The organism is Helicobacter valdiviensis, assembly GCF_003245365.1.
In the GTDB taxonomy this organism is placed as follows: domain Bacteria; phylum Campylobacterota; class Campylobacteria; order Campylobacterales; family Helicobacteraceae; genus Helicobacter_D; species Helicobacter_D valdiviensis.
In genome coordinates, this window is the sequence record NZ_NBIU01000015.1 from 1 (window position 1) to 21,093 (window position 21,093).

General features: G+C 33.3%; 17 protein-coding genes and 1 pseudogene. 5 read left to right on the forward strand and 13 right to left on the reverse strand.

All coding sequences use genetic code 11. The features are described 5' to 3' along the window. Nucleotides 1-630: pseudogene (locus tag B6S12_RS05965) on the forward strand (phage late control D family protein); the annotation flags it as partial. 114 nt (nt 631-744) lie between these two features. On the opposite strand, the gene B6S12_RS05970 reads toward B6S12_RS05965, so the two are convergent. From B6S12_RS05970 to yajC, 12 genes are read right to left on the reverse strand one after another with little or no spacing between them, the layout of a single operon-like run. After that, on the reverse strand, nt 745-1,560 hold the full coding sequence (locus B6S12_RS05970; RefSeq protein ID WP_111229892.1) for a TIGR00282 family metallophosphoesterase: 816 nt from the start codon (nt 1,558-1,560) through the stop codon (nt 745-747). Further along, the gene (mfd, locus tag B6S12_RS05975; protein ID WP_111229893.1) at nt 1,560-4,574 is read right to left on the reverse strand and encodes a transcription-repair coupling factor; all 3,015 of its coding nucleotides are present in this window, start codon (nt 4,572-4,574) and stop codon (nt 1,560-1,562) included. The genes B6S12_RS05970 and mfd overlap by 1 nt, the downstream gene beginning before the upstream one ends. Nucleotides 4,575-4,594: 20 nt before the next feature. Next, on the reverse strand, nt 4,595-5,035 hold the full coding sequence (locus B6S12_RS05980; RefSeq protein ID WP_111229894.1) for a bactofilin family protein: 441 nt from the start codon (nt 5,033-5,035) through the stop codon (nt 4,595-4,597). Then, the gene (locus tag B6S12_RS05985; RefSeq protein ID WP_111229895.1) at nt 4,954-5,886 is read right to left on the reverse strand and encodes a M23 family metallopeptidase; all 933 of its coding nucleotides are present in this window, start codon (nt 5,884-5,886) and stop codon (nt 4,954-4,956) included. The genes B6S12_RS05980 and B6S12_RS05985 overlap by 82 nt, the downstream gene beginning before the upstream one ends. Continuing rightward, entirely contained in the window at nt 5,876-7,009 is a 1,134-nt protein-coding gene (locus tag B6S12_RS05990; RefSeq protein WP_111229896.1) for a Mur ligase family protein, read from the reverse strand. Before B6S12_RS05990 ends, B6S12_RS05985 begins: the two co-directional genes overlap by 11 nt. Further along, nucleotides 7,010-8,233 (reverse strand): GGDEF domain-containing protein, encoded by a 1,224-nt coding sequence (locus B6S12_RS05995; protein ID WP_111229897.1) that lies wholly within the window; start codon nt 8,231-8,233, stop codon nt 7,010-7,012. Continuing rightward, nucleotides 8,233-8,721, reverse strand: coding sequence for an LPS assembly lipoprotein LptE (lptE, locus tag B6S12_RS06000; protein ID WP_245892559.1), 489 nt, complete (start codon nt 8,719-8,721; stop codon nt 8,233-8,235). Before lptE ends, B6S12_RS05995 begins: the two co-directional genes overlap by 1 nt. A 2-nt stretch (nt 8,722-8,723) precedes the next feature. Next, nucleotides 8,724-11,165 (reverse strand): leucine--tRNA ligase, encoded by a 2,442-nt coding sequence (gene leuS / locus B6S12_RS06005; RefSeq protein ID WP_111229899.1) that lies wholly within the window; start codon nt 11,163-11,165, stop codon nt 8,724-8,726. A gap of 13 nt (nt 11,166-11,178) precedes the next feature. Continuing rightward, on the reverse strand, nt 11,179-11,520 hold the full coding sequence (locus B6S12_RS06010) for a DUF6394 family protein (RefSeq protein ID WP_111229900.1): 342 nt from the start codon (nt 11,518-11,520) through the stop codon (nt 11,179-11,181). A 9-nt stretch (nt 11,521-11,529) separates the two neighbouring features. Beyond that, complete coding sequence (secF, locus tag B6S12_RS06015) at nt 11,530-12,501, reverse strand: protein translocase subunit SecF (RefSeq protein WP_111229901.1); 972 nt, start codon at nt 12,499-12,501, stop codon at nt 11,530-11,532. After that, complete coding sequence (gene secD / locus B6S12_RS06020) at nt 12,501-14,237, reverse strand: protein translocase subunit SecD (protein WP_111229902.1); 1,737 nt, start codon at nt 14,235-14,237, stop codon at nt 12,501-12,503. Before secD ends, secF begins: the two co-directional genes overlap by 1 nt. A 4-nt stretch (nt 14,238-14,241) precedes the next feature. Further along, the gene (yajC, locus tag B6S12_RS06025) at nt 14,242-14,514 is read right to left on the reverse strand and encodes a preprotein translocase subunit YajC (protein ID WP_111229903.1); all 273 of its coding nucleotides are present in this window, start codon (nt 14,512-14,514) and stop codon (nt 14,242-14,244) included. A gap of 458 nt (nt 14,515-14,972) precedes the next feature. On the opposite strand from yajC, the gene B6S12_RS06030 reads away from it, so the two are divergent. The 4 genes from B6S12_RS06030 (at nt 14,973) to kcuS (ending at nt 19,015) form a co-directional block, all read left to right on the forward strand. Further along, on the forward strand, nt 14,973-15,455 hold the full coding sequence (locus tag B6S12_RS06030) for a YqhA family protein (protein WP_111229928.1): 483 nt from the start codon (nt 14,973-14,975) through the stop codon (nt 15,453-15,455). A gap of 11 nt (nt 15,456-15,466) precedes the next feature. Then, nucleotides 15,467-16,489 (forward strand): uroporphyrinogen decarboxylase, encoded by a 1,023-nt coding sequence (gene hemE / locus B6S12_RS06035; protein WP_111229904.1) that lies wholly within the window; start codon nt 15,467-15,469, stop codon nt 16,487-16,489. 185 nt (nt 16,490-16,674) lie between these two features. Beyond that, the gene (locus B6S12_RS06040; protein ID WP_111229905.1) at nt 16,675-18,822 is read left to right on the forward strand and encodes a carbon starvation CstA family protein; all 2,148 of its coding nucleotides are present in this window, start codon (nt 16,675-16,677) and stop codon (nt 18,820-18,822) included. Next, entirely contained in the window at nt 18,806-19,015 is a 210-nt protein-coding gene (gene kcuS, locus B6S12_RS06045; protein WP_181450976.1) for a KCU-star family selenoprotein, read from the forward strand. Before B6S12_RS06040 ends, kcuS begins: the two co-directional genes overlap by 17 nt. 746 nt (nt 19,016-19,761) lie before the next feature. Here the strand turns inward: kcuS and B6S12_RS06050 are convergent. Then, entirely contained in the window at nt 19,762-21,093 is a 1,332-nt protein-coding gene (locus tag B6S12_RS06050) for a sodium-dependent transporter (RefSeq protein ID WP_111229906.1), read from the reverse strand.

A 21,093-nucleotide genomic window follows, 5' to 3' on the forward strand; every position in this document is an offset into this window, starting at 1 on the left:
GGAGAAGATATTAGAGTGGTTTCAGTTTTGCAAAACAATAAGAGTGATTTAGAGTTTCTTTATTCTTGGTGCTTTGAGTTAGGGTTTATCTGCACTATAAAAGAAAATACGCTAATAATTCTGCCAAAAGATGGTAAGATAGGAGATAATGCAGCAAACATTACACAAAAAAGCACCGCACTGCCTAGCTATAACATAGAACTTAGTGAGCTTTATTCTCTAGAAATCTCTGAAAGCTCCAGAAATGAATACACAGCAGTAATACTAGAGTGGCAAAGTGTGAGTGAAGCAAAGATAAAAAGCATAAAAGTAGGAAGTGGGGAAAATATCTATAAAATGCAAATTGCAGAACCAAAAAGCGATAATGAAGCTTATAAAAAGGGTGAAAGTAAGCTAAATGAACTTCAAAAAGGTGGTGTAAATGGAAGATGTGAGCTAAAGGGAAGAGAAATAAGAGCAGGAGGAAAACTAAAAATTAAAAATATAGGCTATGATAATTATGAGTTTAGTATTAAAAGCGTAAGCCACAGCCTAAATGAGAGTGGGTATAGTATAAATATTTCATATTTGCTCGCAATGACATTCTGTTCTTTCACTGCAAACAAATTAAAGCAAAGTGTGGCAGTCTAAAAAAGAATAATCTATATAAAGGTAAATACTTAAATTGCTATGAGTTCTACGAACTCTTGCAATGATGGTAGAGAGTAATAATCACCGCAGATTAATTGCCTTGATTTTTACACATCAGTCTGCCCTAAGAGTTATTTTTATCTCTCCTCTATCTACTACTTTGATTTTATAAGCCTCTTTACATCTTCCTTCTTCTAGCTCTACAACAATCATTTGAAAAATACTTGGGATACCCTTTTTTTCTGGGACATTAAATCTCCCGCCCATCCCTTTTAAAAATTTTTCTATAGGCTCTTTTGCTTCCATTCCAATCACACTTTCTCTAGCGCCACTCATTCCCACATCACTTACCCCAAAAGTCCCATTAAAAATCTCCAAATCATCTGTGCCAACATGCGTATGTGTGCCAAAAATAGCAGACACTTCACCCTTTAACATCATAAACATTGCTCTTTTTTCGCTTGTAGCTTCTGCATGAAAATCTAGCAAAATATTTTTAAATCCTTCTTTTTTAAGCTCCTCCACACTCTCTTTTGCACAAATAAAAGCATTTTCACATTGTGGCATACCAAAATATCCCATTAAATTTAAAACTGCAAATTTCTCTCCTTTTATCACCCCTTTATAAATTCCTTTTCCCATTACTCCTTTAGGGTAATTATGCGGACGCAAAATCGCACTTTCTTCTTGTTCTAAAAAAGGATAAATATCCTTTTTATCCCAAATATGATTTCCACTTGTAAAAATATCCACCCCATAGCTTCTAAGCTCATTTGCTGCACTAACGCCTAGCCCAAATCCATGCGAAGCATTCTCTCCATTTGCAATTACGCAATCTAGCTTATATTCATTCTTAATTTTAGGTAAAAAATCCCTTACTAGCTCTCTACCAATCCTCCCTACAATATCTCCGATAAATCCAAAACGCATTATTTTCGCCTCTCTAATTCTTCATTAACTGCTTTTAAAATATCTTCTTCATCTTTACTCACTGCATTTATCACACTTCTTTTGCCCTCTTCATCCACAAAAGAAATATTTTGCCCATAGTTACTAATACTTGAAATCTTAGCCATTTTAGCTTTGATTTTAATACAAATAAGCTCTAAAAACTGCTTTGTATAAATATCTAGCCTGCCAAAACGCTCTTCAATCTCATGCTCAATCCCATACACTTCATTAATCTCACAAGCACGCGAAAGCCGTCTATACAATTCCAATCTTAATCGCTCTGAACTAATAAGCTCCGGACTTAAAAAAGCTGTAACACTAAGCTTTACATCTACATTTTTTTGCTCTTCTTTTAAATTTCCACTAAGCTTATAAATTGCTTCTTCAAGCATTCTAAGATAAAGAGAATAGCCTACATTTTTAATGTGTCCGCTTTGTGCTTCTCCTAACAAATTCCCCCCACCTCTTATCTCTAAATCATGATAGGCTAAAGCCCCTCCACTACCTAAATACGAATTTTTTTCTAAAGCCAACAAACGCTTAGTAGCCTCTTGTGTAATCTTTTCTTTATCTTCTATAAGAAAATAGCAAAAACCCTCTTTAGATCCTCTTCCCACCCTGCCTCGCAACTGATGCAAATCTGCAATCCCAAAGCAATCACTCCTATCTACTAAAATCGTATTGGCATTAGGCAGATGGATACCCGATTCCACAATAGAGGTGCAAAGCAAAAGATTAAAATTCCCTTTTGCAAACTCTAGCAAAATATCCTCACTCATTTGTGCTTGGATTTTAGAATGCAAAATCGCAATTTTTAAAGCTGGCAAAATCTCTAAAAGCTCTTCTTTTTTGCGTTCAATTGAGGAAATATTATTATGGATATAAAAAATCTGCCCTCCTCTCCTAAGCTCCCTTAAAATCACCTCTTTAACAAGTGCTTCACTTGCCACTTTCACAAAAGTTCTTACCGCTAAGCGTTCTTTAGGAGGAGTTTTTAACTCGCTCATTCCTTTAATATGCGAGAGTGCCATATTTAGTGTTCTTGGAATAGGAGTGGCAGACATTGAAAGAAGATGGATATTCTCACTAAGTTCTTTAATCTTTTCCTTTTGTTTTACTCCAAACTTATGCTCCTCATCCACGACAATTAGGGCAAGTTTTTGAAATTCTACATTAAAAATCGCATGAGTGCCTACCACCACATCAATTTTTCCACTCTTTAATCCCTCTAAAATCGCCCTCTTCTCTTTTGCACTAATATAGCGATCTAATCTAGCAGTTTTTACCCCGAAAGCCTCTAGGCGTTCTTTTAGGGTATTGTAATGCTGATATACCAAAAGTGTAGTAGGAGCAATCAAAGCACCCTGATACCCACTTAAATAGATTGCAAAAAGTGCATTCATGGCCACTTCTGTTTTGCCAAAACCCACATCACCACTAAGTAGCCTATCCATAACTCTGCCTTGAGAGATATCTTTAAAAATCTCTTCCACACTTCTTTGCTGATCTTCTGTATAAGCAAACCCACTTTGTGCTTGAAAAATAGCAATTTCTTCTTTTTCTACATTAATTTTAACACCCTCTATTAACTCCCTTTTTGCAGCCATTGCTACAATCTCACTTGCAATAATAAAAAGTTTTTCTTTTACTTTTTCTTTAAGCTTAACAAAAGAACCTTTGCCTAATCTATCAAGAAGCGGTATCCCCCCATCTGCAATATATCTATCAATTCTATCTAGATTTTCAACTGGCAAGAGTAGTTTATCTTCACCTAAATATTTTAATTCTATAAAATCCCTCTTTGCCCCAAAAATATTAGCTTGGATAATTCCGCTAAAGAGTGCAACCCCATAATCTATATGCACTACATAATCGCCCACTTGAAGTTCATCTAATAAAATTTTGGTATTTCTTTTTCTATTTTGCTTAAGTTTAGTGTTTAAAGAAAGGATTAATTCATTCTTACCAATAATAAAAATTGCATAATCTTTATCCAATAAAACCTCATATTCCCTGTGTTCTACTAGATTAATTCCTGCTTGTCTAATTTGTGCTTCACTTTTTGAGATAAGAATAATTTTTTTATCCCTATGGAATTCCAAAAAGCTTAAAATATTTTTAAAAGAAAATTCAAAATCTTCATATTCTTTGGCTTCTTTAATTTCCTCCAGTTCTAAACAAGTTTGCAAAATTTCAGCATCTATTTCTTTAAATTCTAAAAGCTCTTTAATCTCTTCACTAACCTTCGGAGCTAAAAAACTTTTATAAATTTTAGGCAAAAAACAACTATCCTTTAAATACCAAAAACCATAAGCATTAAGGTTAAAATTGCCTACTTCTAACTCCTCTTGATTTTCTTGAATATTTTCTAAAATTTCTTCATATTCTTGACTGTCAAGATTAAAAAGTGCAGGTGCAATCTCTAAAAACTCTATTTCTTCTTTTTTACTAAGCTGACTTTCTCTATCAAACTCTCTAATGCTCTCAATCTCATCACCAAAGAGCGAAATTCTATAAGGTTCTTCACAATGGGGCAAGAAAATATCAATAATATCTCCCCTAAAAGAAACTTCTCCACCCACTTCCACTAAATCTACAAATTCATATCCAAAATAAAGCAGAGTGTTTTTAAGTTCTTCTAACTGAATTGTTTGCCCATATTCTAATCTAATGCCTTCTAATTTTTCTCTCTTGGGAAGTTTATGAAGCAGTGTTTGCAAAGGAGAAAGAAGAATTTTTTTAAGATTTTTAGATTGATAAAATCTTAAAAGCTCTCCTAAGAGTTCTTTAAGTTCTTCTTGATAGCTCCTTAAATCATCGCCAAAAATTGCTCTAAAATCTGGCATAATAAAAGTTTCATAACCAAGATATTTGGCAACATCACTTAAACTTTGTGCTTGCTCTTTGTCCTGTGTTAAAACAACAAAACCCTCTTTATTTAAAAGAAGTTCTTTTTCTTTTGTCTTTAAAAATTCATAAAAGCTAGCTTGCATTGTATTTGTAGCTTAACCTTTTAGCTGTTTTTAGCTTCTGTGCTAGGTGTGCTTACTCCAAGAGGCTTTTTGTCTTTATTGGAAAAAGCATCTTGATGTTGTCTATCTTTATGCACGATACTCTGCCCTACAAATTCTGCTGTTTTTTCAATAACAATTTCTCTTGCAGCTACTTCTCCATCAATACGACCTTGAGGCAAGATTTCTACCATATTACAATCACAATTCCCCATAAGCTTACCACTTACCATTAAATGTTCTGCATTAATACTCCCTTTAACGCTTCCATTTTTACCAATAGTTACACTATTTTTTGCAATAATATTCCCTTCAAATGCACCATCAATATGTAAAGAACATTCACTAATAATATCACCTTTTATTTTTGTTCCCTGCGAGATAATACTTGTGTTCCCTGAATTTCCGCTAGCCTGTTTATCATTGTTAGTAAAGATTGCCATTTTATACTTGTCTCCTTCTCAAAAATTTTAGTATAATCCCTCATTGTCCATTCTACAAAAGGCTTAGGATTTAAATCCCTATTTAAATAACGCACCTCATAATGCAAGTGAGGACCTGTGCTTCTTCCTGAGTTTCCTGAATATGCAATAAGCTGTCCGCGTCTTACAAATTCCCCTTTTTGCACTATAATCTTACTTAAATGTGCATAGAATGTTTTAAAACCAAAGGAATGTTCTAATTTTACCATAATTCCATAGCCACCATTATATCCATTTCCTGTAAAATCTGCTACACCATCTGCAGGAGCGTAAATTGGCGTTCCTATTGGCATACCAAAATCCATTCCTGTATGTGAATGGGTTCTGCGTAAAATTGGATGCACTCTAGTTCCCCATTGTGCAGTTGTTCTATATTCTCCCCTAAAAGGTTTTCCATTAGGAATTAACTGCATAACAAAAGTCTTTTGTGCACCTGTAATACTTGCCAAATCCACTCTTTCCATAAGGCTTAAATCTGGCTTTTCAATAGTTTGATCGCTTAGTCCAACAATTCCTTCTAAGTCTTCAATTCTATCAGAAACCTTAACAAGCTCTTCTGTTTTCTCATCTATAAGGGCTTGCAATTTTTCATTAGTTTGGTTGATTTTAACATATTCTTGCTGCATTAAATCGCGTTTATTTTCAATTTGCTCTACTTCTTTTAAGAGAAGTTGAATAGAAATAAAACTAAAAAATACAATCACAACAACCAATAAAACCCCATAAAGCAAAATTTGCTTCATATATTGATGGATATTGTATTGCTTAGAACCATTTACATCGGTTATAGTAACCACAAATCTATTTTTCAATCACATACCTTTTTAAAAACTCGCCCACCACACTAAAAGAACCACAAACAAGATATTTTTCTTCTTTGCTAATTTCTTTAAAGTATTTATAAGAAATATCAAGCTCTCTTAAAATATCTTCTAATCTTTTTTTATCAATAATGCGTAAATTAGAAACTTCTAAAATCTCTACGCGTTTAATTATGGGCTTTAAAATCCCTAAAATCTCTTTAGGATTTTTATCTAAATAGGAATTATAAACTATAATTAATTTTTCTTTACTGAAATATTCTAAGCTTTTTTTAGCTCCCAAGGGATTATGCAATACATCTAAATAAATATTAGACTGTATTTTTTGCATTCTGCCTTGTAAATCAAGAGAGGGTAAATTTTCAAGATTAAATTCCAAACCAAGTGTTTTTAATGCGATATAAGCAAGATATAAATTCTCTGCTTGATAGGCTGGATAATCCATAATTTTTATATAATCCCATACATTTTTTTCTATTTTTTCTTTAAGAAGTATTTGTAAATTTACCCCTTTTTCCTTTGCGATTTTTTGTGCTATTTCTCCCACAATCTTTTCATTTTGAATGCCTAAAATCGCATTTTGTTTCATTGCTTTTAATTTTGTTGTAGCAATTTCTTCTATGCTTTTGCCTAAAAGCTCTTCATGGTCTTTTCCAATAGATGTAAAAAGACTTAAAGCTTCATCTATGCAAGCAGTCGTAGAGTCAAACTCCCCTCCAAGCCCTGCTTCTAAAACCAAATAATCACAATCTTTAAAGTAAATCAAGGCCAAAAAAGTCAAAGTTTCAAAATAGCTAGCCTCTTCCAAAATAGGCTTATAAAGCTCTCTAAAAGCAGTTTGCAAGGATTGCTTTGTAGCTATCTTACCATTCAACCAAAATCTCTCTCCAAGCTCCAAAAGATGTGGAGAAGTAAAATGCCCTACATTATATCCAAGCTCTTTTAGCATAAGTGCTAAAAATCTCCCTGTGCTTCCTTTGCCATTTGTGCCGATGATATGAATGGGTTTAAATTTAAATTTTAAATTTAAATTTTTAAAAATTCTTCCTGCTCTTGTTTTATCAAAAGGAGCATATTCTGCACCCTTTTTTTCTAAAAACGCTTCTAATTCCATCTAAAAAATTCCTGATTCTTTTTTATGGGCTTGCAACTCTCTTTGTGACTTTTCTAGCATTTTGTCCAAACTTTCTTCATCTTCTCTAAAAGAAACTTGTGCACATAAAGAAATAGAAATTCTGCTCTCTTGAAACATAAAAATACTCTTTTTAACCGCTTCATCTAGCTGCTTAATGAAAGCAATTGCTTCTTCTTTATCCCTATTTAAAAGACAAGCTAAAAATTCACATTTACCATAATAAGCAATCAAATCTTTTGTGTTAGAATATTGTTTTAATAAACGCCCAAGTGTGGCTACAACGCGTCTAGTTGCCTCTTCTTTATACACCTCTAGCAATTTTCCACAATTTGCAATCCCAAAGCTAATCACACAATAATGTATCCCTTCTTGCTGGTAGGCATTCTCTGCAAATCCTAAAACACTTTCCATTCCCTCATAATTAATTAACGATGTGCTTAAATCTATAGGTAAAGACTGCAAATCTTTAAATTCGCATTCATTTGCTTTGAGTGTTTTTTTTACTTCTTTAGTTTTTCCTTCTTTTACTTCTTCTAAAAGATGGTTTTCTTTATTTTGTTCTTTGGTTTTTAAAAAATTTTCTAATTTTAAAAGATGCTTTTTGAGTTCTAAAAGATGATGTTCTCCAAAATTACTTTTAGAATTTAAAATATTTCTAAACTCTTCTTGCCACTTATTAAAATCCTCATCTCCTTTAATTTGCAAAAAAACTTCCAAAATACTAAAATCTTCATTTTTACTCTCTAATTCCTCTTTATTAAGATTTCTTATTAGTTCTCCCCAATTTTCTTTCCATCTAAGTGCTAGATTTTGGTTTAATTTATCCCATTCTAGCAATTGTTCTTTAGCCAAAGTTCTTATGGATTTATTAGAATGAGTAGATAAAAGACGCAAACAATAACGCATAATTTCTTTTTGTGTTAAAAAAGCTTTGTAATAAAATTGCTGGTGATTTACCATTTGGATTAACGAGAGAGTAAGTTCATTTTGTGTTTTGTAGTTTTTGCCTTGCAAGCTTTCTTGAATATCTTTATCTAAAAGCGAAAAAAGTTTTTTAAGATCATAATAAGATTCTTCATTGACTACAATACCAAGACGCAAAGATGCTTTATAATAAGCATCTGCATAAGCCTCTGGAGTAGGATCCTTTCCTTCTTTAATAAGCTCCCTTAAAGCCTCTCTTGCAATCTTGCTAGATAGCATTATTGTGTATCAACCCCAACTTGCGAAACAAATCCATCAATAGCTTGCAAAAGTGCCTTATTGATAGCATCTAACCTTGCAGAATCGGTAATTACAGAACTATCATTTAAAGAAAAGTTATAATAACCTTTCTTTAAAAATGTTCTTGTTTTTTGTGTAGCTTTATTAAAGTATTCAAACTCCACTACAACATTACAACGATAAAAAGTCGCAAAACCCGTAGTATTTTCAGCCAATGCACTAAAAGAAACAGAATCTAGCTTAACTTTCACTATAGAATCTGCACGCTCTTTATCTGTGATTTGAGATTGAAGACGCGAAAAAACTGCACGAGAAAGCTCATCTTTTAACTCTACACTATTTTGTGAATCGCGTGCATCTACTTTTAGCTCCACAAAAATCTTTTCTCCTAAAGCCTCCTTAGTGTAATGAGAAATAGGCTTATACCCACAGCCCACAAACAAGAAAGCAAAAATTAAAAAACGCACTATCATTTAACAACCAAATTTACTAGCTTATTTGGAACCACAATTTCTTTTACAATCGTTTTATCTTCAATCCATTTTTTTAACTGCTCTTTTGCAAGTCCCAAAATAAAATCATTAGAAGAATTAGGAGCTACATTGATTTCTCCTCTAAGCTTACCATTGACTGTAAGTGCTATTTTAATCTCATCTTCTTTTAAACTTTCTTCATCCACTTTAACTTGGGTAAAATTTTTAAGATTAAAATATTCTTTGCTTAATTCCCAGCAAATATGAGGAATAATCGGCTCTAAAATATTTAACAAAATAAAATAACCCTCACTCCATATTTGCTTATTATCTTGATCATTTAGTGCATTAAGTGCTTCCATACAAGCTGCAATCATCGTATTAAAGCTATATCCTCCTTCATAAGAAAAGGTTTCATTGGATTTTTTTAATGCTTCATAGACTTTTTTTCTTGCTAATTTTTCATTTTTACTAAGATTTGCTGTATCTACTTTTGGCAATTCTTGAGTTTTAATGATATTTTCTACCTTAGCACAAAGTCTTTTAATAAAACGGTAAGAACCCTCTAGTGCTGAATCATTCCATTCTAGTTCCCTAACTGGAGGCGCTGCAAAAAGAATAAACAATCTTGCAGTATCTGCTCCAAATTTTTGGATAATCTCTTTTGGCTCTACTACATTGCCTTTAGATTTTGACATCTTAGCACCTTCTTTAGTAACCATACCTTGTGTTAAAAGATGTGAAAAAGGCTCACTGCTTCTAGTATAGCCAAGATCTCTTAATACCTTTGTAAAAAAGCGTGAATATAATAAATGCAAAATAGCATGCTCTATTCCACCAATATACTCATCTACATCCATCCAATATTCTTGATCTTCTTTACTAAAAATTTCATTTTCTCTTAGACTAGGTGGAGTAGTATAACGCAAAAAATACCAACTAGATTCCATAAAAGTATCTAGCGTATCACTCTCTCTTAAAGCTTCTTTACCACATTTTGGACATTTACATTGTTTAAAAGTTGGGTGCTTCTCAAGTGGATTTCCCTCTCCATCAATCACAACATCTAAAGGTAACCTAATAGGTAAATTCTCTTTTTTCTCTGGTAAAATCCCACAATTTTCACAATGGATTAATGGGATAGGCGTCCCCCAATAACGCTGTCTTGAAATACCCCAATCTCTAAGCTTATAATTTGTAACTGCTTGCCCTAAAGAATTTTTTTCAAAATATTTTATAATTTCCTCTTTTGCATTGGCAGATTGCATTCCATTGTAATTTTGAGAATTTATTAAAATACCCTCTTGTGTATAAGGCAGAGGTTCGTTATTACTATCAATAACCTGCTTAATAGGAAGATTATATTTACTCGCAAAATCATAATCCCTCTCATCATGTGCTGGAACACTCATTACAGCACCACTGCCATAGCCCATTAAGACAAAATTTGCAACCCATAAAGGTATTCTCTCCCCACTAAAAGGATGGATAACATTCAAGTGTAGACTAAAACCTTCTTTTTCCTGCTGTGCCCTTTCTTTTTCGGGAGTATTTTGCATTTTTAAGATTTTTTCTCTTAATTCCTTATCCATCTTTCCTTCAGCAATCAAAGCTTTGACTAAAGGATGTTCAGGAGCTAAAGCACAGTAGCTTACACCAAAAATCGTATCCGCCCTTGTAGTAAAAACTTCTAAAGAATTAATCACACCCTCTTTAGTTTCTAAAGGCTTTTCTAACTTAAAAGCAAATTGCAAACCTTGTGATTTGCCTATCCAATTTCTTTGCATTGTTAAAACTTGATTAGGCCACTTGCCCTCTAATTTATCTAAGTCTTCTAATAGTTCTTGGGCATAATCAGTAATTTTTACATAATATTGATACATCTCCTTTTGCACTACAGGAGTATCACAACGCCAACATTTTCCTTCAACTACTTGTTCATTTGCCAATACCGTTTTATCATTAGGACACCAATTTAAATAACCTTTTTTACGATAAATTAGCCCCTTATTCCACATATCAATAAATAAAGACTGTTCCCACTTAGAATACTCTTCATCACAAGTTGCAAGTTCTCTCGTGCGAGAGAAAGAAAATCCCAAAGAATAAAGCTCTTTTCGCATATTATCAATATTTGCATAAGTCCAATTTTTTGGGTGTGTTTTATGCTTAATAGCCGCATTTTCTGCAGGCATTCCAAAAGCATCCCATCCAATAGGATGCAATACATTAAAGCCATCTTTGCGAAATCTTCTAGCAATTGCATCACTAATACAATAATTTCTCACATGTCCCATATGGATATTTCCGCTAGGATAAGGAAACATACTTAAAATATATTTTTTGGGCTTACTTTTATCTTCTTTTGGCTCGTATTCACCATTTTCTTCCCAAATATCTTGCCATTTTCTCTCAATTTCTTTAGCATTATATTCCATTTCTTTCCTTTAACTAACGGTATTCATTATAGCTTTTAATACTTTCAATCGCAACAAACAAAATAGATACAACATTAGCAGCAAGTGCCCCAATAGCAAGTGCTACTGCAATTCCTACATTATTTAAAACTTGCATATAAATAAAAGCAGGAATTAAATGTAAATCCGCAACAAGAGAACTCGCCATAAGCTCCGCTGACATATAACTCCTAACACCCAATTTTAAAATGGTAGAGATAATATTTACTCCACCTGCTATAAAGAGCATAACAATATTTTGTTCATACAAAAAGCCCAAAGTTGAAGTTAAGCTCATCAAAATAAAAAATATAAAAATAACCTTGCCCCAGTCCATTTTTACTCCTTATACCCTGCCTTTTTCATACATTTCTCTTAATCTTTTTTTCTCTAATTTCTTTTTTTCTGCCATTTGTATTTTTTCATTATATTTTTTAATATCAAATCCAAAAAACATTACAAGCTTGCTTGCTATAAAAATGGAGCTATAACTCCCCACAATAGAACCAACAAGCATAGGCAAACTAAATCCTACAATAATTTCTCCACCAAATAAATAAAGTGTTAAAACTACAAAAAATACAGTAACTGATGTCAAAACTGTTCTTGAAAGAGTTGCTGAAAGTGCTTCATTGATAATAAATTTCAAACTTTGCCCACTTCTTGCACCTATAGTTTCTCTAATCCTATCAAAAACAATAATCGTATCATTAATAGAATATCCAATAAGTGTTAAAAGTGCAGCGACAACTTCTAAATTTAAATCAATATCAAAAAGTATAATTGCTCCTGCTGCTATCACAACATCATGCACCAATGCCAATACGCTAGCAATTGCAAATCTCCATTCATAGCGATAACCTACATAAGCTAAAATCGCTAATAATGCTAAAACCAAAGCCATCATACCTTTTTCTTTAAGCTCATTTCCTACTTTGGGTCCTACAACATCATCACGCCTAACTTGAAACTCTCCAGTAGGTGCTAAAAGTTCTTCAATTTGCTCTTTTATACTGTTTTGCACAGAACTTGTCGTTACAGAGAGCTTAATCAATACTTCCTCTTTAGAACCAAACTCACTTACTTGTGCTCCTTCAAACTCTGGCACAGAATTTAATTTTTCTCTAATCTCTGCTATAGGAGCTTCTTTTGTGTATTTTAGTTGTATGATAGTTCCACCTGCAAAATCTACACCATAGGTAAAACCAGGCTTAAAAAAAAGCACCAAAGAAACAATGAGTAAAATTCCTGAAAGCACAATCCCATAATTTGCAATTTTCATAAAATCATAGACTTTATTGTGTTTAAAAAATTCCATTATCTCTTCCCTTCTCTATAACCAAACCAAAGTGCATAATTTTTTGATTTTACAATCCTATCTTGCAAAAGCCTAAAAATACCATGTGTTCCAATAATTGCTGTAATAATAGAAGCTAAAATTCCTATTCCCATAGTAATGGCAAAGCCCTTAATAGCTCCTGTTCCAAACGCATAAAGTAAAATTGCTGCAATTAGCGTAGTGAGGTTAGAATCAAAAATAGCTCTTGAAGCATTAGCATATCCATTTTCCATAGCCTTTATAAAGCCTTCTCTTGCTCTAAAACCTTCTCTAATCCGCTCATTAATAATTACATTTGCATCCACTGCCATACCTACAGTTAAAATAATCCCTGCCATACCAGGAAGCGTAAGCGTAGCCCCAAAAAGTGCCATTACTGCAATAACCAAGAAAATATTTACAACCATTGCAATATTTGCAATTACCCCTGCAATGCCATAATAAAACACCATAAAAACAATCACAAGAGCAGCACCACTTACTAAGGCTATCATGGAAGCTTGAATGCTATCTGCACCCAAACTTGGCCCCACGCTTCTCTTCTCTAAAAGTGTAATAGGTGCAGGAAGTGCCCCACTCCTAAGGGCAATAGCAATATCACTTGCTTCTTGGACACTAAATCCACCACTAATTTGTCCGCTACCACCTCCAATTCTTTCTCTAATTACAGGTGCTGAATATACTTTACCATCTAACACAACTGCCATACGGTTTCCAATATTTTTCCCCGAGAAATCTCCAAAAATTTTTGCACCTTGAGAATTAAGCGTAAAATTAATCACAGGTTGCCCATTTTGATCATAAGCTACCTTAGCGTCTGTTAGCATTGCACCATCTAAAATCGGAATAGCTTTTAATAAAATTTCCTGATTAGGCAATGCTCTTATTTTAATTAATTCTTCTTCTTTTTGGGTGATTTCAAGCTCTTTTTGCATTAGTGCATTTTGCTCTTGTGAATCAAGTTCTTCTTTTTGGCGTAAAACTTCTACTTCATCTTTAAGAGTTTTGATTTCATCGCGGACTTTTTGGCTTTGAGAATTTACTAAAGGCAAAATAACATCCCCTAAATTCCTAGCTTCTTCCTCGCTCATACTAGACACTCTTGCATTTCTAGCTTCATCTACTGCCATCATTTGCAAATGTCCGCCTTTAGAGATTAAATCAAGTGCTCTTTGTTCTTGCTCATTTGTTTTGATACCAGGTAACTGCACCAAAATCGCATCTGCACCTTGCTTGGTTACACTAGGCTCTGATAGTCCAAACTGATCAAGCCTATTTCTAATATTTCCAATAGCTTGCTCAATCGCAAAACGCTCTACATTTAATACCTCTTCCTCTTTTAGAGAAATATGATAAATAAGATTGTTTTCCTTAATATTTAACTCTGGCATTTTAGAAAAAAATGTATCCATTTTGACTTTTTCATTAGAATCCAATAGCTCAAATGTAATGCTATTTTCATCCGCATTTAATGCATCTATTAAAATTTGATTATCCAATGTATAATAATTAATTTCTGAAGCAAGAGTGGAATAACGCGTTTTAATGGCTTCTTGTGTTTTTACTCCTAAAAGCAAATTTAATCCGCCTTGTAAATCCAAACCCAAGGTAATTTTAGGTCCTTGAGTTTGAAAAATAGAGGGAACAGAAAGTATCACCCCAAATAATGTTGCAATGATAAAAAAAAGCAACTTTGTGTTAAATGGCTTTTTCATTTTTTTATTTTTCTACCTTTTTAGCAACATAATCTTTAGCAAGTTTTACTATTGTGTCATCGTTTAATCTCACCATAAAATACTCTTCTTCTTTTTTAACAACCTCTACAATAAAGCCACCACTTGTTACGATTTTATCTCCTTTATCTAAGGAAGCTATCATATCGCGATGATTTTTAGCTTGTTTTTGCTGTGGGCGTATGATTAAAAAGTAAAAAATTGCAATCAAAACCACCAAAGGCAAAAGTTGTGTTAAAGTGCCACCAAGATTTTCCATAAGAGACATTCCCCTTTTAAATTAAAATTTTAAGGGCTGATTTTAGCATTTTTTTTCTAATAGAAAGTTTTAATCTAAAAACTTTTTATTCTCTTTAACTTCAAAACTCCCACACACTTTAAAATAACATTCTATTAGCTTATAGCTTATTAGCAAAAATAATCTTACAAATCTTTTTAACTTCTAAACTTTACACTTCACCTTCATACCTTAAAATACTTACAACCTTCACAAACAATTTTAACTTCAAAAATTAAACTTGCCCTCATTTTCCAGATTTTTGCAATTTTAATGAAATTCCAACACAAATTTTACTGATAATCCTCTTGTAATTTAAAAGTAACTTGTTTACCCTTTAAATCAACAAGCCTTTAGGAGAAATTTGCTATACTTAATAAGAAATTTTGACTTTATAAGGAAAGAAATTGGCTTTTTTGCGAAAAATTTTTGAATCTTTAATGTGGAATGCAAGATTGTTTATTATCTTAGCAGTTATTTTATCTTTAGTAGGTGCAATTTTACTTTTTATTGTTGCTAGTGTAGATATTATTAAAGCAGGAAAACAAACTTATCTTTATTACACACACGCCCTAGAAGCAGGAGCAGATATTCACAATATTCTTCTAAATACAATCATTATGGCGATTGATTTATATCTAATCGCTGTAGTGCTCTTAATCTTTGCTTTTGGGCTTTATGAGCTTTTTATTTGTAAAATCCAAATCAAAGATGAAAACTCCTCTAAAGTGTTAGAAATCCACACATTAGATCAACTAAAAGACAAACTTGCTAAAGTAATTGTAATGGCACTCATTGTAGCATTTTTCTCTAAGGTGCTTAATATGGGTATGAAAAGCACTCAAGATATGCTCTTTTTTGCTATCTCTATCCTAGCCTTATCAGTTGGACTGTATTTCTTACACAAAGATCAAAAACATTAAAAAGGATAAAAATGATTTTTATTGATGCATGCTTTGGAAAATCTACCCCTTATACACCTGTATGGTTTATGCGACAAGCAGGACGCTATCTAAGCGAATACAAAGAAGTTAGACAAAAGGCAGGAGATTTTCTTTCTCTATGTAAAAACCCTACTTTAGCAAGTGCAGTAACTTTGCAACCTATAGATATTTTAAATGTAGATGCAGCAATTTTATTTAGTGATATTTTAGTAGTTCCCATGGAAATGGGACTAGAACTTGGATTCTTTAAAGGTGAGGGACCCAAATTTGCAAATCCTATTCAAACCTCACAAGATATTGCAAATCTTAAAGAAGACTCACACCTAAGATTAAATTATGTCTATGATACGATTTCTCTTACAAGAGAAAAACTTGCTAATGATAAAGCATTAATTGGATTTTGTGGAGCTCCTTGGACTCTTGCTACCTATATGATAGAAGGAGAAGGAAGCAAGACTTATGCAAAATCCAAAAAACTTCTTTATTCTAATCCTAAACTCCTCCATACCCTCTTAGAAAAAATCACTAACAATCTTTGCCTTTACCTTAAAGAACAAATTAAGGCAGGTGTGAATGCAGTTATGGTATTTGACTCGTGGGCTAGTGCTTTAGAAGAAGAAGCTTATTTAGAGTTTGGCTGGGAATACAATAAAAAAATTGCTAACTTTATTAAAGAACAATTCCCGCATATTCCCACTATTCTTTTTCCAAAAGGAATTAGTGGATATTTAAATAAAATTGATGGAAATTTTGATGTATTTGGGGTAGATTGGAGCACACCTTTAGAGGAAGCCAAAAATATCTTAGGCAAAAATTATGTGCTTCAAGGAAACCTAGAGCCATGCCGTCTTTATGATGAAAAATCTATGCTAAAGGGTGCTAAAGAAATTTTAGATCTTATGAATGGAGAAAGGCATATTTTTAATTTAGGACATGGAATGTTACCAGATTTACCACGAGAAAATGCAATCAAACTTGTAGAATTTATCCACAATTATAAACAAAAACACTAAAATCTTTTAGCGTTTTTGTGAGTAAAAATTAAACACAATACCCATTACATTCACAAAAAGTAACTTAAAATTTTTAAACTTTTCCTTGATTAAAAAAAATCTCATTTTTGATATGTATAATTTCTAAACATTAATAATTTATTTTGTTAAATTTCAAAACAAACTTAATCTTTAAGGAAAAGATAATGAAAAAACTTCTTAGCATTCTATTATGGTCTGCTATTTGTCTAGTTGGTGCATACTGCTTTGGTGTATTAGCACTACATCAAGGAGAAAGTATTTCAGCAGTTTGGATTATTGTAGCAGCTGTTTGTTTCTATGTGATTGGATATCGCTTTTATGCAAAATATATTGCAGAAAAAGTTTTAGAACTTGATGACAATCGTGCTACTCCTGCAGTAGTGCAAAATGATGGAAGAGATTTTGTTCCCACAAACAAAGCCATACTTTTTGGACATCATTTTGCCGCAATTGCTGGTGCTGGACCGCTTGTAGGACCGATTTTGGCAGCTCAAATGGGATATTTGCCTAGTATGATTTGGATTGTAGTTGGAGTTGTTTTAGCAGGTGCTGTGCATGACTTTACTGTGCTTTTTATTTCAATGCGTAGAAATGGGAAATCCATAGGAGAGATTATCAAGCTAGAACTTGGAAAAGGTGTAGGTAGCATTACAATGATAGGGATTTTAGGCATTATGATGTTAATCATTGCAATTTTAGCCTTGGTTGTTGTCAATGCTTTAGCTGAATCGCCTTGGGGATTATTTACCATTGCTATGACAATTCCTATTGCAATTTATATGGGTATCCATATGCGTTTCTTACGCCCTGGAAAAATTGGAGAAGCAAGTATTATAGGCTTTATTCTGCTCCTTTTAGCACTCTATTATGGCCGTGATGTAGCAGCTAATCCTACTTTGGCTGCTTACTTTACTTTAAGCCCTGTTACTTTAACTTACATTATGATTGGCTATGGCTTTATCGCAGCAATCTTACCTGTATGGTTTTTACTGGCTCCTAGAGACTATTTAAGCACATTCTTAAAAATTGGCGTGATTGTAATTATGGCTTTTGGTATTTTAGTAGCAGCTCCTGAAGTAAGATTTGAGAGTATGACTAAATTTATTGATGGAAGTGGTCCTGTATTTAGCGGACAACTTTTTCCATTTTTATTTATCACCATTGCTTGTGGTGCAATTAGCGGTTTCCATGCACTTATTTCAAGTGGAACTACACCTAAAATGCTTGAAAAAGAATCCCATGCTAAAATGGTAGGTTATGGCTCTATGATTATGGAATCTGCAGTAGCTATCATGGCATTAATTGCTGCTGTTATCTTAACTCCTGGACTTTACTTCTCTATCAATGTTGCCCCTGCAGCTCTTGGAACAGTTGGTATTAAAGATGTAACAGAAGCAGCAACAATAGCCGCACAAACTATTAGTTCATGGGGATTTGTAATCACACCTGAAGATATTTTAGGCACCGCAAAAGAAATTGGGGAACCAAGCATCTTAAGCAAAACTGGAGGGGCACCCACATTTGCTATTGGGCTTGCCACTATCATTTCTCAAGTTCCTGTATTTAATGCTGGTTCTATGGCTTTTTGGTATCATTTTGCTATTTTATTTGAAGCTTTGTTTATTTTAACAGCAGTAGATGCTGGAACAAGAGCGGGCAGATTTATGGTTCAAGATGTTTTGGGAAATGTTTATAAGCCTTTTGGAAATATCCATTCTATGTTTTATGGAATTTTGGCAACAATTATTTGTGTTGCAGGTTGGGGATATATTCTTTATCAAGGAGTAACCGATCCGCAAGGCGGTATTAAATCGCTTTGGACACTCTTTGGGGTTTCTAATCAAATGTTAGCAGGTATGGCACTTTTAGCAGTCATTGCTATACTCTTTAAAATGGGCAAAGCAAGATTTTCATGGGTTGTTATTTTGCCAACTATTTGGGTGCTTGTTAGCACACTTTATGCAGGAGTTGAAAAGCTTCTTCCTGCAAATGGAGAGAAGATTCATGATGCAGTAAGCCATGTTGCACTCTATCAAAACAATAAAGCAAAGGCACAAGATTTATTGGCTAAAATCCAACAAACCACCAATGCTCAAGAGATTAATCAACTCACTTCAGAAATGGAAAAATTTGAAACTCTAGCAAGCAACAACCTCTTAAATGCAATTCTTTGTGCTTTCTTTATGTTTATTACTCTTCTTGTTTTAATGCAAACGATTAGAATTTGCCTCCAAAGCCTAAGAGGAGAAAATACAATTCCATTAGCAGAAAGCCCTTATCTTAAAGCAAGTGATTATGCAAATAAAGTCTAAATTTCTTTTATTTTGCATAAAAATCTATCAAAAATCTGATAGATTTTTTCACTTGCTTGTTGGAATGCCAAGCTATGATAAATATTTAGAACATATGCAAAAGCACCACCCTGATAAAATCCCAAAATCACAAAGGGAGTTCTTCAAAGAAGCTATGGAAAAAAAATATGGAGCGGGAAGAAATAAGTGCTGATAAGACAAATGCTATAAGTTTATAGAATACAAAAGCCAAATTTCCTAACAAATACAATCTTCCTTGCTATCCCATATTCAAAGATGCAAAAATTTCTTCTCTACCATAAAGTTCTCATCAAAGTTTATTAAACCATTATTAAGTAAAATACACAAGCATAGCATTATCCATAAAAACTAAAGCACAAATTAAAAATACCTCTAAGATGTAGCTTTTAGACTGCTACACTTGCTTACACATTCATTCATTTACACCCAGTGTTTCATTATAAAGCCTTTTAGAACTAAAAAGCAATCTATTTAAGATTACCACGCAAAGCTTTGCTTTGCTCGTGATGACAGATGGGAATGTTATTGCAAAGAGGCTTTACTAATGAAACAATCCATTTTTGCCTTACAAGCTTGTTTCTGCCATTTTAAGTCCTTTTTTATCATTATTTCTGTCATTGCGAGGAGCTTTAGTGATATGAAGCAATCTTTTTACCCTGTAAGGTTATTTTGTCATTATAAAGCCCTTTAGGGCTGAAGCAATCTTATTTAGATTACCACATAAAGCTTTGCTTTACTCATGATGACAGGTATAGGGGTATTTATTACAAAAAAGGGTCTTTGCTGATGATGACAGATGGATGTGGCATTGCAAGGAAGCTTTGCTTGTGATGACAATATGGTAATTCATAAACTACCTCATCAATGTTTAACACATTTACTCACAAGTTGCACTCCCTTATATAAAACTATCCTCAATCACTTAAAGATTAAACTAAACATTACAATCAATATTCCAATAGGAGCAATCACTCTAATTGTCCAATACCACCCTACAAACCAAAAAGATGTCAAATGCCCCTCACACATTGCATAAACTTTCTCTTTAGGCAAAATCCAACCCATATATATACACATAAACACACCTGCAAGCGGTAACATAAATGTGCTAGTAAGGTAAGCAAACCAACCAAAAAGACTTTTACCAAAAAAGCTAAGATCTGCACTAAATACATCAAGTCCACTAAATAATACAACCAACCCTAAAAGATACGCAATAGAAATGCCAATAAAATTTGCCTTTTTTCTACTCATATTATGGCGTTCAATCAAATAAGAATTAAAAGGCTCAAGCATAGAAACTGCTGAAGTAATCCCAGCAAAAATCAATGCCACAAAGAATAAAAATGCAATAATCTGTCCTGTTATTCCCATTTTAGCAAAAATCAGTGGCAAAGAGATAAAAACTAATCCCACTTCTTGACTTGGCTCACTTCCATATCCGAAAATAAAAGTAAAAATCACAAGCCCAGCCACTAGACAAAATAAAAAATTCATCAATGCGACATAAACAGCATATTTTACAAAATTTCCATGCTTTGGTAAAGAATTAGAATAAGTCAAAATCACACCTACCCCTAAAGAGAGTGCAAAAAATGCTTGCCCTACTGCCTCTGCAATAACTTGCGGGGTTAATTTGCTCGCATCAAAAGCAAAAAGATAAGTAAAAGACTTCCAAAAAGCATCTTGCATCATTGCATACACTAGCAAACCTATAAAAATAAACAATAAAAGTGGCATTAAAATTAAATTTAACTTCTCAATCCCTGCTTTTACACCCTTATTTAACACATACGCACACAGTGCAACAATGATAAAATGCCACAAAATTTGCCAAGAAGCTTCTTTGGAGGCAAAATTACCCCAAACGCTTTGTGCTTCTTGCAAGGTTGTTGGCATACCAATTATACTTAAAAGCAGATAATGCACAAGCCAACCCAAAACCACCGCATAAAAAGAGAAAATCAAAATTCCTGAAATAAACATAAATCCACCATATTTTAGGAATTTAGCATCTTTAGGTGCTAGAGTTTCAAAAGCACTCACAGCATTTTGTCCTGTATGCCTACCAAAAAGCATTTCTGCAATAAATACACTCACGCCAAAAAGCACAAAAGCGACAATAAAAACAAGCACAAAAGCAGCTCCTCCATATTGTCCTACCAAATAAGGAAATTTCCAAATTCCACCAAGCCCTATTGCACTTCCAGCAGTAGCTAAGACAAATCCAACATTTGAAAATCTTTTCAT

Coding starts and splice junctions, on each gene's coding strand:
- B6S12_RS05970 (WP_111229892.1), bottom strand. CDS start 1,560: ATGCGTTTTGGATTTATCGGAGATATTGTAGGGAGGATTGGTAGAGAG.
- mfd (WP_111229893.1), bottom strand. CDS start 4,574: ATGCAAGCTAGCTTTTATGAATTTTTAAAGACAAAAGAAAAAGAACTT.
- B6S12_RS05980 (WP_111229894.1), bottom strand. CDS start 5,035: ATGGCAATCTTTACTAACAATGATAAACAGGCTAGCGGAAATTCAGGG.
- B6S12_RS05990 (WP_111229896.1), bottom strand. CDS start 7,009: ATGGAATTAGAAGCGTTTTTAGAAAAAAAGGGTGCAGAATATGCTCCT.
- B6S12_RS05995 (WP_111229897.1), bottom strand. CDS start 8,233: ATGCTATCTAGCAAGATTGCAAGAGAGGCTTTAAGGGAGCTTATTAAA.
- leuS (WP_111229899.1), bottom strand. CDS start 11,165: ATGGAATATAATGCTAAAGAAATTGAGAGAAAATGGCAAGATATTTGG.
- B6S12_RS06010 (WP_111229900.1), bottom strand. CDS start 11,520: ATGGACTGGGGCAAGGTTATTTTTATATTTTTTATTTTGATGAGCTTA.
- secF (WP_111229901.1), bottom strand. CDS start 12,501: ATGGAATTTTTTAAACACAATAAAGTCTATGATTTTATGAAAATTGCA.
- secD (WP_111229902.1), bottom strand. CDS start 14,237: ATGAAAAAGCCATTTAACACAAAGTTGCTTTTTTTTATCATTGCAACA.
- yajC (WP_111229903.1), bottom strand. CDS start 14,514: ATGGAAAATCTTGGTGGCACTTTAACACAACTTTTGCCTTTGGTGGTT.
- B6S12_RS06030 (WP_111229928.1), top strand. CDS start 14,973: ATGTGGAATGCAAGATTGTTTATTATCTTAGCAGTTATTTTATCTTTA.
- hemE (WP_111229904.1), top strand. CDS start 15,467: ATGATTTTTATTGATGCATGCTTTGGAAAATCTACCCCTTATACACCT.
- B6S12_RS06040 (WP_111229905.1), top strand. CDS start 16,675: ATGAAAAAACTTCTTAGCATTCTATTATGGTCTGCTATTTGTCTAGTT.
- kcuS (WP_181450976.1), top strand. CDS start 18,806: ATGCAAATAAAGTCTAAATTTCTTTTATTTTGCATAAAAATCTATCAA.
- B6S12_RS06050 (WP_111229906.1), bottom strand. CDS start 21,093: ATGAAAAGATTTTCAAATGTTGGATTTGTCTTAGCTACTGCTGGAAGT.